A 15,009-nucleotide genomic window follows, 5' to 3' on the forward strand; every position below is an offset into this window, starting at 1 on the left:
TGCGCGTCGTCGGCGGTTAACCGAGGTCGCTGCGCGGATTGTAGGGGTGTTTATCGCGCCACGTTTGCATCAATGCCTCAAGGTCGGCATCGTTCCCATCGGGAAGGATGATGCGGGTGGTCACGTAGAGATCGCCTGAAACGCCTGCCTTCGGCAGACCCTTGCCCTTGAGGCGAAAGGTGCGGCCGCTCGAGGTGTTTTTCGGGATCGACAGCTCGACTGCGCTGCCAAGCGTCGGCACACGGACCTTGCCGCCGAGCACGGCCTCATAGAGCGTCACGGGCAGATCGATCCTGAGATCGTTGCCGTCGACCTTGAAGAACGGATGCGGCGCGATCGAGATCGTGATCAGGAGATCGCCCGGTGAATGACCGGGCGCGGTTTCGCCCTGTCCCTTCAGCCGGATCTGCTGGCCGGCGGTGACGCCTGCCGGAATCTTGACGTTGAGTTCGCGCCCCGTCGGCAGCCGGACGCGCTTCTCGCCGCCGCTGACCGACTCCTCCAGCGTAACCGTCATGGCGACGGAAAGGTCGAGGTCGACCCCGACCCCGCCGCCGTCGAATTCGAACGGGCTGGCTCGTCCCGCACGGGCACCCCCACGGCCGGCGTTGCCGAACATGCTGTTGAGAATGTCCTCGAAGCCGCCGCCACCCATGGCGCCGCCCGGACCGGTGCGGAACGTGTGGGTCTCGAATCCACCAGGACCAGCCCGGCCAGCCGTGCCGCCGCCGGGGAAACCCTGGAAGCGCGGCTTGCCATCGCCATCGATCTCGCCGCGGTCGAACTGCTTGCGCTTGTCCTCGTCGCCGATGATCTCGTTGGCGGTATTGAGCTCCGCAAAGCGGGCAGCCGCTTTCGGGTCGTTGTTGTTGGCGTCGGGATGATGCTTCTTGGCGAGCTTGCGATAGGCGCTCTTGATCGTCGCAGCGCTGGCGCTCCGCTGCACCCCCAAGACCTCATAGGGGTCGCGCATCCGTCACGTCTCCTTTAGGGAAAAACAGTCCTGAACTCGGAACCCACATGGCCCCAGTTCGCCTTTATGTGGGGGCTCAGTGGCATTTTTGCAACTGGTCCCGGCGTCGCAAATCGCTCGCAAACGCCGGTGCCGGCCGCTCAGGATTTTCTCCACGGCGTCAAACTACGAATTTCCCACCGTCCCCGTCCACCCTTGCAAGCGGCGCCCTGCAGCCAGGTCTCGGTGGTTCCATTGACGTAGCTGGCAAGGAAGTCCCGGCAGGACTGGCCGTCCTCGCCCGAATAGGCTTCGGCCAGCGGCGTCACCGAGCCGCGCGCACCGGTCTCGGGGTTCTCCCAGGGCTGGCTCGCATCCTTGTCACCCTTGGTGAGAACGTCGGAGGCGGCGTTGCGGGCGAAGGCGAGATCGCCCTCGGTCGGCATCTGTGCGTTCACCATGGTCGGGCTGATCGAGCCCGTCACATCCTTGTCGTCCATCCTGGCGAAAGCATCGCTGCGCGACAGGCTGCAGCCGCTTGCACCCACGCCAATTAGAATCAATGTCACCGCCGCGCCCGCGGGGCGGATCGCCGATAGGCCAACGCGCCCCCATGTCCTATATAGGGCTGATAACGCGTTCTGGGACGCGGGCAGATGCAAATCGGGACCCCTGACATGACCGACACGACCTCCATCAAACACCCGGCACCGTTAACATCGGGTGATTTTACCGCCGCAGCGGAGCCGTTTGCGCTGTTCGGTGAATGGTTTGCGGAGGCGGTCAAGTCCGAACCGAACGATCCGAATGCGATGGCGCTCGCCACCGTCGATGCCGACGGCCTGCCCGACGTTCGGATGGTGCTGATGAAGGGCTACGACGGCGACGGCTTCGTCTTCTACAGCCACATTGCGAGCGCCAAGGGCCGCGAATTGGCCGCAAATCCTAAGGCGGCTTTACTGTTTCACTGGAAATCGCTGCGCCGGCAGGTCCGTATCCGCGGCGCCGTCACACCGGTGACTGAGGCCGAGGCCGACAACTATTTCGCCACCCGGCCGAAACAGGCGCAGATCGGCGCCTGGGCCAGCAAGCAGTCGCAGCCGCTCGAAAGCCGGTTTGCCTTCGAGCAGGCGATCGCCAAGGTCACGGCGAAACACATCATCGGCGAGGTGCCGCGCCCGCCGGGCTGGAGCGGCTGGCGCATCACCCCCTCGCGCTTCGAGTTCTGGCACGATCGCCCCTACCGCCTGCACGACCGCATCGAATTCCGCCGCGACCGCACCGGCCAGGACTGGTCCAAGGTGCGGCTCTATCCCTAAAACTGATTTCATGGCCGGGCTTGACCCGGCCATCCACGTCTTGATCTTCAGTGCGTCGAAGACGTGGATGCCCGGCACAAGGCCGGGCATGACGACGAACGAAAGCAACCGCCGATGTCCCCTCCTTCCAACGCGCCGCGCCGTACCTTGCTGCTCACCGGCGCCAGCCGCGGCATCGGTCACGCCACCGCGATCCGGTTTTCATCCGCCGGCTGGCGCGTCATCACCTGCTCGCGGCATGCCTTTCCGGAAATCTGCCCGTGGGGCGCGGGACCGGAAGATCATATCGAGGTCGATTTCGGCGACCATGACGACACGGTTCGCGCGATCGCCGAAATCCGCAAGCGGCTGGTGAACGACGAGCTGCATGCGCTCGTCAACAACGCGGCGATCTCGCCGAAGGGCCAAGGCGGCGCGCGGCTCGGCACCATGGACACCGATATCGACACCTGGCTGCATGTGTTCCGCGTCAACTTCTTCGCGCCGATCATGCTGGCCCGCGGGCTGATCGATGAGCTCAAGCACGCCAAGGGCGCGGTGGTGAACGTCACCTCGATCGCGGGCTCGCGCGTGCATCCGTTCGCCGGCGTTGCTTATGCGACCTCGAAGGCGGCACTTGCTTCCCTCACGCGGGAAATGGCATCCGACTTCGGCCGCGTCGGCGTCCGCGTCAATTCGATCGCGCCGGGCGAGATAGATACCGCGATCCTGTCGCCCGGCACTGAGAAGATCGTCGAGCAGCAGATCCCGATGCATCGCCTCGGCACGCCGGACGAAGTTGCGAAGATCATCTACGTTCTGTGTACGGAAACCAGCTCTTACGTGAACGGTGCGGAAATCCACATTAACGGTGGTCAGCACGTCTAGGCGCTGGATGGGCTGGTCATTTCTGGGAAGGGAGTTGCCGGCCGCCGCCGCGGCCGCAATTCAGGAGATTGCTTCGATTGCGGATGCAATGAGGCAACCAGGCTTCTGCCTCTAGTCCGCGTAGAACCTGCGGGGCTTCTTCTCAAGCGGCTGCAGCGCGATGTCGTTCAACGCGCTGGAGCATTCGTCTTCGTTCTCACCATCGAGCAACGCAGCGCCACAGTAGCGACAGAGCCCCGGCGAGATCGCCTGCACCCTGCCCCCCGCGCGGTCCTGTTGATAGCGCGCAAAGTCAATGACGTTACGCCGTGGCGTTATGATTTTCTCAACCATTGCTGTCCTCCGGCTTCGAGGCGGGCGTTATCGCAGACAAGTTTCGCCCAAACGTTCAGCGCAACGCTCAAATTTTAGCAGAGGAAATAAGGCAGAAGGCGCGTCCCAAAACGCGACGCGCGCGCCGTTCCGATCAAATCAGTCCAGAGCCCCGGATTCTTGTTTGCCGCGTTTTATTCGCGCGAACCGGCATCCACTTCGCTCGAAAACGCTATCTACAGCCATTTCTTCCACTTGAAGATCCAGTACGGCACGATCGCCGCAGCCAGCATCATGACCAGCGCCAGCGGATAGCCGTGCGCCCATTCGAGTTCCGGCATCACCTTGAAGTTCATGCCGTAGATCGAGGCGATCAGCGTCGGCGGCATCAACACCACAGCCATTACCGAGAACAGCTTGATGATGTTGTTCTGCTCGAGATTGACGACGCCGAGCATGGCATCGAGCACGAAGGTGATCTTGCTGGAGAGATAGGAGGCGTGGTCGGTCAGCGAGGCGACGTCGCGCTGCATGGTCTTGAGCTGCTCACGCATGTCCTTTGACCATTTGACGCCCTCCACCACCGCGGAAAGAAAGGTGACGACGCGGCCGATCGACACCAGGCTTTCGCGAACCTTCGAGGTCAGGTCGCCCTTGCGTCCGATCGAGATCAGGATCTGCGAATAGCGCTTGGCGTTGCCGTGGCGTTCGCTCTCGGGCTCGAAGATGTCATGAGAAACCTGGTCGATATCGGCGCCGCAGCGCTCCAGAATGTCGGCGCAACGGTCGATCACCGCATCCAGCAATTCCATCAGCACCATCTCGCCGGTGATGCCGGGCGCGCAGGCGCGTGCCAGCTTGTTCTCGACCAGCGCGAAAGGCTTGGGCAGGTCGTAGCGCACCGTCACCAGGCGATGCCCCGACAGGATGAAGGTGACGGCGGTGGTGCGTGGCATGTCGGTGTCGGATTGACACATCAGCGTAGCCGTCATGTAGCGCGCGCCGTTCTCGAGATAGAGGCGGCTGGAAATCTCGATCTCCTGCATGTCCTCCCGGGTCGGAACCGCAATCCCTGCCAGCTTCTCGACCGCATGGTCCTCCTCCATGGTCGGTTTCACCAGATCGACCCAGACCGCGCTCTCGGGCAGCGCCGCCAAATCGGCCGTGGCGGCCTTCTTGAGTGAGACATCGGAGGGGACGAACACCGACAGCATAAGGAACTCCGGGAAACGGCGGGAAGGCGGGGAGACGGGCCTTTGGGGCTTAGCCCGATTCTGGCAAGCGCTTCATGACCGGTGCATTAACCGGGCGTCCATATTTGTGGCGGCCAGGCGGCGGCGACGTGGCGTGGATTCGACAACCGTTGCCTGTTTGCACAAAAATCCGCCCCGCGCCAGAAAACTTGCGGCAAAAAAGCCACAGACGACGTCTCGCAACGCGGGAGGGGCATCTAAACGCTGGGAATGATGGGAGGTTTCGGCGATAATGGCATTAATGGAATCGTGGCGTTTGGGGCGCAATAATGGCGCTTTGAGGCGCGGATTTTCGATTGGACCGTATCATGTCGCTCAAAATTACCTTGGGGATCCTGGCCGCCGGCCTGATGTTGTCGGGCTGCATGCAGGCCACGACCTATGAGGCAACCAACACCTCGAACTTCAAGCCGCACGACAAGGAGTTGCTCGCCAAGGCCAGCTTCGTCCAGACGCCGGTTGCCGAGCCGTTTCGTCGCGCCATCGTAGACTATCACCGCAAGGAAGCCCCGGGATCGATCGTGGTCGATTCGGACAACCACTATCTCTATTACGTGCTGAATGACGGCAAGGCGATCCGCTACGGCATCACCGTCGGCGAGGAAGCCATGGCTTGGTCCGGCATCGCCAAGGTCGGCAGCATGACCGAGTGGCCGGCCTGGCATCCGACCGCCGGCGAAATCTCCCGCCTCGGCGTACCGACCTTTGTGGCACCCGGCCCGGATAACCCGATGGGCTCGCGCGCAATGTACTTGTACGCGAACGGCAAGGACACCCTGTTCCGCATCCACGGCACCAACCAGCCGGAATATATCGGCGCGTCGATCTCCTCGGGCTGCATCCGGATGACTAACGTGGATGCCATCGACCTCTATAACCGCGTCAAGATCGGTACCGTCGTCGTGGTGCTGGAGCCGAAGCACGGCGACTCGCCGTACAATTCGCAGATGGCATTGCAGGGCGGCGGCGCCAACACCGGCGGCAGCGCCACGACCTACTGATCCGCCAAGAGATCTGAATGAGATCAAAGGCGCCGGCTTTGCCGGCGCTTTTTTGTTGGCGGCGGCGTGGTCTGCGTCGCAGCGTCAGGCGCGGGCTCCTCAACCTTGGCCGCATCGGGCTTGCCTTCATTGGGCTTGGCCGCGTCGGATTTGTCGGCGACCTCGCGCGGCGGCGCCTCTTCCGGGCGTTCGGCCGGCAACAGCGGCGCGACCTGCGGCAGCGGGTCGTACACGTTCCACTGGCAGATCCGGTAATTGTTGCGCCGTTCCATCAGGTCGAGATGGATGTGGTCCTCGTGGTACCAGTCCGAGCCCGGGCCGAGCACGGTGGAGAACCGCGCGCAGACCGAATGCAGCACGGTCTCGCGCAGATCGCGCGGCACATTGCGGTCGGTCAATGAGATCGACTTGCCGTTGGCAAGGCCGATGGCGCGCACGTCGAGCGCATTGGCGCGGCCATGCTCGGAGAGCGGCGCGCCGGTGACACGGTTGCGGCCGCGGCATTCGAAAGAGTCGAAATTGTCGAGAGTGCTGATCCCGCCGCCGAGGCTCTGCGCAAGCGGGGCGATGTCGGTACGGACCCAGTCGGCGATCGCGGTCGCCATCTTGCAGCGGAGGATCGCCGCGGGCTTCACGGCGACCTTCTGCCTGCCCGGCAGCACGATCGCTTCCAGCCGCACCAAATCCTCACCGCCGCAGCCGCCGGGGCCATGGATGTCGGGAATGCTGGGCGCGATCGCGATCTCCTCGGTCAGCGCCTGCCGGCAGGCCGAGAGCTGAGGTGCGGCAGGCGCCGCGGATTCGGCCGGCTTGGGTGCCTCGGCGGCAGGCCTGGGTGCCTCGACGGCAGGCCTGGGTGCCTCGACGGCAGGCCTGGCCGCCTCGGCCGGCGCTGCTGGAGGCTGCTGCCCGGCCGCGGGCTGTTGGGGCTCCGCCGCCGGCGCCTCGGGTGGGCGCGGCTTGGGTAGCGGCACCGCTGCGCGGCGCGCGATCGCGCGCGGCCTGGGCCGCCCGCCGCCGAACAGGTCATCCCAGGGGAAGCTGACCGGCCGTCGCGCCGCCTCCGCCGGCCCGGCTTGCATGCCAAGCCAGAGCAGCGCCACGGCAGCGGTAACCATTGCGGTGCCCCCGCAGCGAAACGCGTCATCAGCCCATTTTCGGCTTGCTTTCTCCGCGCTACAGTTCATGTCAATTCCATGATTTCACTGCCGGCCGCCCAAGACGCCGGTGGATCATGCGCGAGGATCGAGGAGGGATGTGCGTATGCTTGGCTTGATGCAAGACTGGCCGTTGCTGTGTCACAAGATTATTGAGCATGCAGCGAAATATCACGGCACGCAGGAGGTCGTGACGCGGTCGGTCGAAGGTCCGATTCATCGCACCAACTACGCCGAAATCCATGCCCGTGCACTGAAAGTCTCGCAGAGTCTGGAACGCGACGGCATCAAGCTAGGCGACCGCGTCGCCACCGTCGCCTGGAATACCTGGCGCCACCTCGAGGTCTGGTACGGCGTCATGGGGATCGGTGCGATCTGCCATACCGTCAATCCGCGCCTGTTCCCGGAACAGATCGCCTGGATCGTCAACCACGCCCAGGATCGCATTGTCATCACCGACCTCACGTTTGTTCCGGTGCTGGAGAAGATCGCAGGCCAGTTGCCGAGCGTCGAACGCTACGTGGTGCTGACCGACAAGGCGCATATGCCGGAGACGACGCTGAAGAACGCGGTCGCCTATGAGGACTGGATCGCGGCATCCGACGGCAAATTCCAGTGGGAGACCTTCGACGAGAACACGGCGGCGGCGATGTGCTACACGTCAGGCACGACGGGCGACCCCAAGGGGGTGCTCTATTCGCACCGATCCAACGTGTTGCACGCGCTGATGGCGAACTCGAAGGATGCGCTCGGCACCTCCGCCGCCGATACAATGCTTCCGGTGGTGCCGTTGTTCCATGCCAACAGCTGGGGCATCGCCTTCTCGGCGCCGTCGATGGGCACCAAGCTCGTGATGCCCGGCCCGAAGCTCGATGGCGCCTCGGTCTACGAGCTGCTGTCGACCGAGAAGGTCACCCACACCGCGGGGGTGCCGACGGTCTGGCTGATGCTGCTGCAATACATGGCCGCCAACAATCTCAAGCTGCCGGCTCTGCAGATGGTGATATGCGGCGGCTCGGCGATGCCGCGTTCGATGATCAAGGCGTTCCTCGACATGGGCAGCCAGGTGCGCCACGCGTGGGGCATGACCGAGATGAGCCCGCTCGGCACGCTGGCCACGCTGAAGCCGCCGTTCGACCAACGCGCCGGCGAGGAACGGCTCGACATCCTGCAGACCCAGGGCTATCCGCCCTACGGCGTGGAGATGAAGATCACCGACGATGCCGGCAAGGAGCTGCCATGGGACGGCAAGACCTTCGGGCGGCTGAAGGTCTCCGGGCCGGCGATCGCAAAAGCCTATTTCCGGGTCGATGCCAACATCCTCGACGAGGAAGGCTTTTTCGACACCGGCGACGTCTCGACGATGGACGAGCACGGCTATATGCGGATCACCGACCGCTCCAAAGACGTGATCAAGTCAGGCGGCGAGTGGATCTCCTCGATCGATCTTGAGAACCTTGCGGTCGGCCATCCGGCGGTCGCGGAAGCCGCCGTGATCGGCGTCCATCATCCCAAATGGGATGAGCGGCCGCTCTTGATCGTGCAGCTCAAGCAGGGCGAGAGCGCCTCGCGCGAGGACATCCTGAAGTACATGGACGGCAAGATCGCGAAATGGTGGATGCCCGACGACGTCGCCTTCGTCGACGGCATTCCACACACCGCAACCGGCAAGATCCTCAAGACCGCGCTGCGCGACCAGTTCAAGGACTACAGCTTCCCGCCCGCCGCGGCGTAGTTGTAACCCTCTCCTCTTGTGGAAGAGGGTTACGAGCGAAGCGAGGCGGGTGAGGGGTTCTCTCCGCGGATAGGGACCCCTCATCCGTCGCGGACTGCGCATAGCCGACGCAACGCGTCGGCGTCTCTTCGAAGAAACGGCGGCCAGAGGCCGCCTTTGGCCACCTTCTCCCACAAGGGGAGAAGGGAGGAGGCCCAAGCGCATAGCTCCCAAATCCCTTGAATTTGCCGCAGGTCCGTGGTCTCACACGGCCTTTGGAGCCGGTCCGCCCGGCGGAACAGCAACCGGCAGACTTCCCGACGATGGCGCGCAGGTTTTCCGCTCCCTACCAGCAGGAGCCCGTGTCCGGTCTCGCCACCTGGTCGCGCAATCTCGCCATCTTCTCCGTCGTCGCGGTGCTGGTCTCGATCATCATCGTCCGGTTCGGCTTCCTCGAGGTGAAGCCGGCGGTGATGACGTTCTTCGGCGCGCTGGGTTGCGCCGGCCTGTCGATCCTGGTCGGCCTCGCCGCCTTTGCCGCGATCTGGCAGAACGGCACCCGCGGCATGGGCCGGATCCTGCTCGCCTTCCTGATCGACGCCTCCGTGCTCGCCTACCCTGCCTACCTCACCTATCAGTACCGCAAGCTGCCGCGGATCTACGACATCACGACCGATCCGATCGACCCGCCGAGGTTCGAGGCGCTGGCGCGGTTGCGCACCGGGGAAGGCACCAATCCGGCGGCCTATGCCGGCCTCTATTCGGCCGAGCAGCAGCGCCTCGCCTACCCTGATATCGAGACCGTCGAGCTCGAAGCTCCGGTCAACCGCGCATTCGAGGTGACGCTGCGGCTGGTCAACCGCCGCAAATGGCTGGTCATCGACGAGCGCGCGCCACAGCCGCCACGCAGCATCGGCCGGATCGAGGCGGTGGCGCGCACGCCGATCATGGGTTTCCGCGAGGACGTTTCCATACGGGTCACCGCCGATGGCGAAGACTCGCGGGTCGATATCCGCTCCGCCTCGCGTTACTTCGACGCCGATCTCGGCAGCAATGCCGCACGCGTGAAGAGACTGATCGACGATATCAACACCGCGATCGACAATGGCGACGCCAAGCCTGCGCCGAAGAAACCGCCGGCCGCCCCGAAGGCGGCGGCGAAGACGGTAAAGAAATAGCGAATGGTGATTGGCGAATAGCGAGTAGGGAAGAGAGCCTCGTCCCCTCTCCCATTCGCTACTCCCTATTCGCCATTCGCCAGCCGATAGGTCCCGCCGATCACCGGATCGCTGTCCGTCGCCACGACCCCGCGCGCAACCAGATCCTCCAGATGCGCCAGCACGGAATAGCCGGCGGCATTGGCGAGCCGCGGATCGAGCCCGATATAGATCGCGCGCACCATGGTCGGGATGTCGGCCTCGCCCTTGGCCAGCCGATGCAGGATCGAGGCTTCGCGCGCCCGGCGATGACGCGTTAGGAAGCGGACATAGCGCGGGCCTTCCGGAATCTCCGGACCATGGCCCGAGAAGTATAGTTGCTCGGGCCGCCCCTCCAGCCGTTCCAGCGAGGCCATGTAGTCGATCATCGAGCCGTCGGGCGGCGCCACGATCGAGGTCGACCAGCCCATCACATGGTCGCCGACGAAATTGATGCTGCGCTCGCCCCAGGCGAACGCCAGATGATTGGCGGTGTGGCCGGGGGTAGCGACCGCCTCCAGCGCGAAGCCTGCGCCCTGGATGATGTCGCCGTGCTTGACCTGCACATCGGGACGGAAGTCGCGATCGGCACCGGATTCCGGATTGTGCTTCTCGCTCTCGAAGCGCGGACGCGAGGCACGGTGCGGTCCCTCGGCATAAACAGGCGCGCCGGTCGCAGCCTTGATCCGCGGCGTGTTCGGCGAATGGTCGCGATGGGTGTGGGTGACCAGGATATGCGTCACGGTCTCGCCCCTGACCGCGTCGAGCAGCGCCTTTGCGTGCGCCTCGTCGTCCGGACCGGGATCGATGATCGCGACCTTGCCCTGGCCTACGATATAGCTGACCGTGCCGGTGAAGGTGAACGGGCTCGGATTGTTGCAGAGGACGCGGCGCACGCCGGGGCGCACTTCCTCGACCACGCCGGGCTTGAGCGGGAAATCGCGGTTGAACGGGATGTCGTCGTTGTCGACCATTTGAATTGTTACTCCGACGTCATTCCGGGGCAGCCCGCCAGGGCTGAACCCGGAATCTCGAGATTCTCAGATGCGCAATTGCGCACCATAGTTCGATGCTGGCGCATCGCCCCGGAATGACGGTGAATGTTTACGAAAACGCCTGGATGCCGGTGATGGCGCGGCCGAGGATCAGGGCGTGGACGTCGTGGGTACCCTCGTAGGTGTTCACGGTTTCCAGGTTCGCGGCGTGGCGCATCACGTGATACTCAATCTGGATGCCGTTGCCGCCGTGCATATCGCGCGCCATGCGGGCGATGTCGAGCGCCTTGCCGCAATTGTTGCGTTTGACGATCGAGATCATCTCCGGGGCCATCTTGCCCTCGTCCATCAGGCGGCCGACGCGGAGTGAAGCTTGCAGGCCGAGCGCGATCTCGGTCTCCATGTCGGCGAGCTTCTTCTGCACCAGTTGGGTGGCGGCGAGCGGCCGGTTGAACTGCTTGCGGTCGAGCGTGTATTGCCGCGCGCGGTGCATGCAGTCTTCAGCGGCGCCCAGCGCGCCCCAGGAGATGCCGTAGCGGGCGCGGTTGAGGCAGCCGAACGGACCCTTGAGACCGGAGACGTTGGGCAGCAGTGCGCTTTCCGGCACCACCACATTGTCCATCACAATCTCGCCGGTGATCGAGGCTCGGAGCGAGAGCTTGCCGTCGATCTTCGGGGCCGACAGGCCCTTCACGCCCTTCTCGAGGATGAAGCCGCGGATCTGGTTGTCATGCGCCGCCGATTTGGCCCAGACCACGAAGACGTCGGCGATCGGCGCATTCGAGATCCACATCTTGCTGCCGTTGAGCCTGTAGCCGTCGGCCACCTTCTCGGCGCGGGTCTTCATGCCGCCTGGATCGGAACCGGCATCCGGCTCGGTCAGGCCGAAGCAACCGACCCACTCGCCGGTCGCAAGCTTGGGCAGGTATGTCTTGCGCTGCGTCTCGTCGCCATAGGCGTAGATCGGATACATCACCAGCGAGGTCTGCACCGAGTTCATCGAGCGATAGCCACTATCGACGCGCTCGATCTCGCGCGCCACGAGGCCATAGGCCACGTAGCTCGCATGGGCGCAGCCATATTCCTCAGGCAGCGTGACGCCGATCAGGCCGAGTTCGCCCATCTCGTTGAAGATCTCGCGGTCGGTCTTCTCGTCGAGATAGGCCTTGGTGACCCGCGGCAACAGCTTGTCCTGCGCATAGGCCCGCGCGGTGTCGCGGATCAGGCGCTCGTCTTCGGTCAACTGATCGTCAAGCAGGAACGGATCATCCCACTGGAAGCTGGCCGCAACCGGTTTGTCCTTGGCCTGGGGGCGCACGCTCATGAAACTTCCTTTCGCATCGTGTCTCGGAAATTGGCGGATAAGTTAAAGCGCTAGGCTGCGAAGCGCAATTGAATTGGGATCATCGTCATTCCGGGGCGTGCGATAGCGCGAACCCGGAATCTCGAGATTCCCCGGGGCGCAATCGCGCCCCTGAGGTTCGATGCCACGCATCGCCCCGGAATGACGTGCGTCAGCCGTCGAATTTCTCGTTACACACGATCTCGATGCCGAAACCGGACAGACCTTTGTAGTCGTGCACCGACGAAGTCAGATGGCGGATCGAGGTGACGCCGAGATCCCTGAGGATCTGCGCGCCGACGCCGACTTCGCGCCATTGCTTGTTGCGGTCGGCTTCCGCGCTCTTTTGTTCGCCGACCGGCTGGACCGGAACACCGGCGGCGCCATCGCGCAAATACACCAGCACGCCACGCCCTGCGAGCTTGAACTGCCGCAACACGGCTTCCATCCGCGCCGGGCCGGTGAACAGGTCCTTCACGATGTTGGGCTTGTGCAGCCGCGTCAGCACGCTCTTGCCGTCGCCGATGCCGTTGTAGACGAAAGCTGCGTGCATGATCTCGTCGAACGGTGAGCGGTAGGCATAACCCTGCAGCGGCCCGATCGGGCTTTCGGTGGTGAAGGTCGCGACGCGCTCGATCAGCTTCTCGCGGGCCTGGCGATAGGCGATCATGTCAGCGATCGTGACGTGCTTGAGCTTGTGGGCGGCGGCGAATTTCGCGACCTGCTCGCCCTTCATCACGGTGCCGTCGTCGTTCATCAGCTCGCTGATGACGCCGACCGGCGGCAGGCCGGAGAGCCTGCACAGGTCGACCGCAGCCTCGGTATGGCCCGAGCGCAACAGCACGCCACCGTCGCGCGCGATCAGCGGGAAGATGTGGCCCGGGCGCGCAAAATCGTTGGCGCCGGCGTTGGGATTGGCCAGCGCGCGGCAACAGGAGGCGCGCTCCTCGGCCGAAATGCCGGTGCCGCCGTCGGGCTTGTAGTCGATCGAGACGGTGAAGGCCGTGGTGTGGTTGGACTCGTTATGCGCCACCATCGGATCGAGCCGCAGCCGCCGCGCGTCCTCGGTCGTGATCGGCGCACAGACGATGCCGGAGGTGTGGCGGATGATGAAGGCCATCTTCTCCGCCGTACAGAACGACGCCGCGACGATCAGGTCGCCCTCGCCTTCCCGGTCGTCATCGTCGGTGACGACAACGAGTTCGCCCATTGCAAAGGCTTGCAGCACTTCCTGGATCGTATCGGCCATTGTCCTGACATCTCGTTGAATTGCAGGCAGTGGATTAGCCGGGTTCCGAACCCCGCGCCAGTATCATTATGCAACCCGCCATGCGTTGGGCAGGCATACCAGAAGGCCACCGACGGCCTACGGCAGCACTTCGCGCCGGTCGCCGAGCTGGACGTCCATCTCGGCGCGCTTGTCGTCGAGCAGGCCGGCGTCGGCGGCCTCGATCACGGCATAGAGTTCGCCGGCGTCGCTGATCCGGGTCACCGTCACGCAGTTGGCGCCGGCGGTGTAGAGATCGTCGACATCGGCCAACAGGTCCGCGGTCGCGACGATCTTCGCGGACGGGTTCAAATTGCGGACACGGCGCACCAGCTTTTGATTGTCGGGATGCGCCTGATCTCGCCGTGGCCGCCCTCTTCCGCACCCTCGCCGTCCTGGGCATGGTCGAGATCGCGCAGCCCGATCCGCTTTAGGGGACCGATCAGGCCGCGGACGACCTGATCGCTGCGGCCCATCACGAAGGTCGAGAGCACCGCCAGCACCACGAAGGCGAACGAAGCCGCATTCGCCGTCTCAGTCGCGATGTGGTTGGCCGCGATCCCGGTCTGGATCACCACCAGCGAGAATTCGGAGATTTGTGCCAAATTGATCGCCGGCAGCAGGCTGGCGCGCAGGCCCTGCTTCATCAGATAGAGTGGCGCGAACGTCGTCACCAGGCGGCTCGCCACCGTGAACGCCGCGATGACAAGCGCTAGCCCGATCACCGAGAGGCCGGGAATCGGGATCGTCATGCCGAGCGCGACGAAGAAGAGGGTGATGAAGAAATCCCTGAGCGTCGTGACCTTCGCGGTGACGTCGAGCGCATAGGGGAAGGTCGACAGCGAGACGCCGGCGACCAGCGAGCCCATCTCGCGCGACAAATGCAGCCGTTCGGCGATCTCGCCGATCAGGAAACACCAGGCGAGCGCGCCGAGCAGTACCAGCTCGGGCCGGCGCGCGATCTGGTGGAACAGTTTTGGCAGCACATAGCGGCTCAACACCAGTGCCGTCGCGACCAGCACGGCGACGCGGCCGATCGACAGCAGCACGACGCTGATCTGCAGATTGTCGAGGCTCGGCTGCACCGCGAGGAACAGGATCGCGAAGATGTCCTGCAATACCAGCACGCCGAGCGTGATCCGGCCCGGCAGCGTATCCAGCTCACGCTTCTCGTAGAGCACCTTGACGATGATGACGGTCGAGGACAGCGCGCAGGCGATGCAGAGATAGAGTGCATCGAACTTGCCGCCGCCGATCGCAAGCCCGATTCCCGCAAAGAACAGGATGCCGGCGAGACAGCCGCCCAAAAGCTGGCCGGCGCCGGCGAACAGGATCACCTTGCCGGCACGAACGATCTTCTTCAGGTCGATCTCCAGCCCGATCATGAACAGCATGAAGATCAGGCCAAGCTCGGAGATGACGCTGATCGACTCCTGGGACTTGACCCATCCCATGCCGAATGGACCAATGAAAAAGCCGGCGATAAGGTAGGCGAGGATCAGCGGCTGCCGGGAGAAATGGGCCAACAGCCCGAGCCCCCAGGCAAACAGAATACAGAGCGTGATATCGCCAATGAGTTCGTGCATGCGTCAAGACTTCCTGTGGCCGCGACCAAGGGGGAAGAGCGTGGGGAT

Annotated in this window: 13 protein-coding genes and 1 pseudogene; 5 read left to right on the forward strand and 9 right to left on the reverse strand. The window is 64.0% G+C overall.

What is annotated here, in order from left to right:
* Positions 1 to 16: 16 nt before the first annotated feature.
* On the reverse strand, positions 17 to 973 hold the full coding sequence (locus tag ACP2YO_RS35000; protein ID WP_426435653.1) for a DnaJ C-terminal domain-containing protein: 957 nt from the start codon (positions 971 to 973) through the stop codon (positions 17 to 19).
* 140 nt (positions 974 to 1,113) lie between these two features.
* A complete protein-coding gene (locus ACP2YO_RS35005; protein WP_426435654.1) occupies positions 1,114 to 1,521 on the reverse strand; it encodes an RT0821/Lpp0805 family surface protein in 408 nt (135 codons plus the stop codon).
* A gap of 108 nt (positions 1,522 to 1,629) precedes the next feature.
* On the opposite strand from ACP2YO_RS35005, the gene pdxH reads away from it, so the two are divergent.
* Together pdxH and ACP2YO_RS35015 are read left to right on the forward strand one after the other, a co-directional pair.
* Complete coding sequence (gene pdxH, locus ACP2YO_RS35010) at positions 1,630 to 2,271, forward strand: pyridoxamine 5'-phosphate oxidase (RefSeq protein ID WP_426435655.1); 642 nt, start codon at positions 1,630 to 1,632, stop codon at positions 2,269 to 2,271.
* Positions 2,272 to 2,385: 114 nt separating this feature from the next.
* Positions 2,386 to 3,138 carry an SDR family NAD(P)-dependent oxidoreductase gene (locus tag ACP2YO_RS35015; RefSeq protein ID WP_426435656.1) on the forward strand — a complete coding sequence of 251 codons (753 nt, stop codon included), beginning with the start codon at positions 2,386 to 2,388 and terminating at the stop codon, positions 3,136 to 3,138.
* 111 nt (positions 3,139 to 3,249) lie between these two features.
* On the opposite strand, the gene ACP2YO_RS35020 is transcribed toward ACP2YO_RS35015, so the two are convergent.
* Together ACP2YO_RS35020 and ACP2YO_RS35025 are read right to left on the reverse strand one after the other, a co-directional pair.
* A complete protein-coding gene (locus tag ACP2YO_RS35020) occupies positions 3,250 to 3,471 on the reverse strand; it encodes a hypothetical protein (protein ID WP_426435657.1) in 222 nt (73 codons plus the stop codon).
* Between the two features lie 215 nt (positions 3,472 to 3,686).
* On the reverse strand, positions 3,687 to 4,664 hold the full coding sequence (locus ACP2YO_RS35025) for a magnesium transporter CorA family protein (protein WP_426435658.1): 978 nt from the start codon (positions 4,662 to 4,664) through the stop codon (positions 3,687 to 3,689).
* A 347-nt stretch (positions 4,665 to 5,011) separates the two neighbouring features.
* On the opposite strand from ACP2YO_RS35025, the gene ACP2YO_RS35030 reads away from it, so the two are divergent.
* Positions 5,012 to 5,704, forward strand: coding sequence for a L,D-transpeptidase (locus ACP2YO_RS35030; protein WP_426435659.1), 693 nt, complete (start codon positions 5,012 to 5,014; stop codon positions 5,702 to 5,704).
* A 23-nt stretch (positions 5,705 to 5,727) separates the two neighbouring features.
* Here ACP2YO_RS35030 and ACP2YO_RS35035 read toward each other — a convergent pair whose 3' ends face one another.
* Entirely contained in the window at positions 5,728 to 6,891 is a 1,164-nt protein-coding gene (locus ACP2YO_RS35035) for an extensin family protein (protein WP_426435660.1), read from the reverse strand.
* A 76-nt stretch (positions 6,892 to 6,967) separates the two neighbouring features.
* On the opposite strand from ACP2YO_RS35035, the gene ACP2YO_RS35040 reads away from it, so the two are divergent.
* Entirely contained in the window at positions 6,968 to 8,596 is a 1,629-nt protein-coding gene (locus tag ACP2YO_RS35040; RefSeq protein WP_426435661.1) for a fatty-acid--CoA ligase, read from the forward strand.
* A gap of 302 nt (positions 8,597 to 8,898) precedes the next feature.
* Positions 8,899 to 9,753: a DUF1499 domain-containing protein gene (locus ACP2YO_RS35045; RefSeq protein WP_426435662.1), complete on the forward strand. Its 855-nt coding sequence runs from the start codon at positions 8,899 to 8,901 to the stop codon at positions 9,751 to 9,753.
* 65 nt (positions 9,754 to 9,818) lie between these two features.
* On the opposite strand, the gene ACP2YO_RS35050 is transcribed toward ACP2YO_RS35045, so the two are convergent.
* From ACP2YO_RS35050 to ACP2YO_RS35065, 4 genes and pseudogenes are all read right to left on the reverse strand, one after another.
* Positions 9,819 to 10,745, reverse strand: a complete 927-nt coding sequence (locus tag ACP2YO_RS35050) for an MBL fold metallo-hydrolase (protein WP_426435663.1) — start codon at positions 10,743 to 10,745, stop codon at positions 9,819 to 9,821.
* 130 nt (positions 10,746 to 10,875) lie between these two features.
* Positions 10,876 to 12,090: an acyl-CoA dehydrogenase gene (locus tag ACP2YO_RS35055; RefSeq protein WP_426435664.1), complete on the reverse strand. Its 1,215-nt coding sequence runs from the start codon at positions 12,088 to 12,090 to the stop codon at positions 10,876 to 10,878.
* Between the two features lie 190 nt (positions 12,091 to 12,280).
* Positions 12,281 to 13,357, reverse strand: coding sequence for a 3,4-dihydroxy-2-butanone-4-phosphate synthase (gene ribB / locus ACP2YO_RS35060; protein ID WP_426435665.1), 1,077 nt, complete (start codon positions 13,355 to 13,357; stop codon positions 12,281 to 12,283).
* Between the two features lie 117 nt (positions 13,358 to 13,474).
* Positions 13,475 to 14,961: pseudogene (locus ACP2YO_RS35065) on the reverse strand (cation:proton antiporter).
* Positions 14,962 to 15,009: the final 48 nt, after the last annotated feature.

Source organism: Bradyrhizobium genosp. P, from assembly GCF_049949265.1.
In the GTDB taxonomy this organism is placed as follows: Bacteria; Pseudomonadota; Alphaproteobacteria; order Rhizobiales; family Xanthobacteraceae; genus Bradyrhizobium.

What these genes read in the sequence shown, in the direction of transcription:
- ACP2YO_RS35000 (WP_426435653.1), bottom strand. Translation starts at nt 973, where the DNA reads ATGCGCGACCCCTATGAGGTCTTGGGGGTGCAGCGGAGCGCCAGCGCT.
- pdxH (WP_426435655.1), top strand. Translation starts at nt 1,630, where the DNA reads ATGACCGACACGACCTCCATCAAACACCCGGCACCGTTAACATCGGGT.
- ACP2YO_RS35015 (WP_426435656.1), top strand. Translation starts at nt 2,386, where the DNA reads ATGTCCCCTCCTTCCAACGCGCCGCGCCGTACCTTGCTGCTCACCGGC.
- ACP2YO_RS35020 (WP_426435657.1), bottom strand. Translation starts at nt 3,471, where the DNA reads ATGGTTGAGAAAATCATAACGCCACGGCGTAACGTCATTGACTTTGCG.
- ACP2YO_RS35025 (WP_426435658.1), bottom strand. Translation starts at nt 4,664, where the DNA reads ATGCTGTCGGTGTTCGTCCCCTCCGATGTCTCACTCAAGAAGGCCGCC.
- ACP2YO_RS35030 (WP_426435659.1), top strand. Translation starts at nt 5,012, where the DNA reads ATGTCGCTCAAAATTACCTTGGGGATCCTGGCCGCCGGCCTGATGTTG.
- ACP2YO_RS35035 (WP_426435660.1), bottom strand. Translation starts at nt 6,891, where the DNA reads ATGAACTGTAGCGCGGAGAAAGCAAGCCGAAAATGGGCTGATGACGCG.
- ACP2YO_RS35040 (WP_426435661.1), top strand. Translation starts at nt 6,968, where the DNA reads ATGCTTGGCTTGATGCAAGACTGGCCGTTGCTGTGTCACAAGATTATT.
- ACP2YO_RS35045 (WP_426435662.1), top strand. Translation starts at nt 8,899, where the DNA reads ATGGCGCGCAGGTTTTCCGCTCCCTACCAGCAGGAGCCCGTGTCCGGT.
- ACP2YO_RS35050 (WP_426435663.1), bottom strand. Translation starts at nt 10,745, where the DNA reads ATGGTCGACAACGACGACATCCCGTTCAACCGCGATTTCCCGCTCAAG.
- ACP2YO_RS35055 (WP_426435664.1), bottom strand. Translation starts at nt 12,090, where the DNA reads ATGAGCGTGCGCCCCCAGGCCAAGGACAAACCGGTTGCGGCCAGCTTC.
- ribB (WP_426435665.1), bottom strand. Translation starts at nt 13,357, where the DNA reads ATGGCCGATACGATCCAGGAAGTGCTGCAAGCCTTTGCAATGGGCGAA.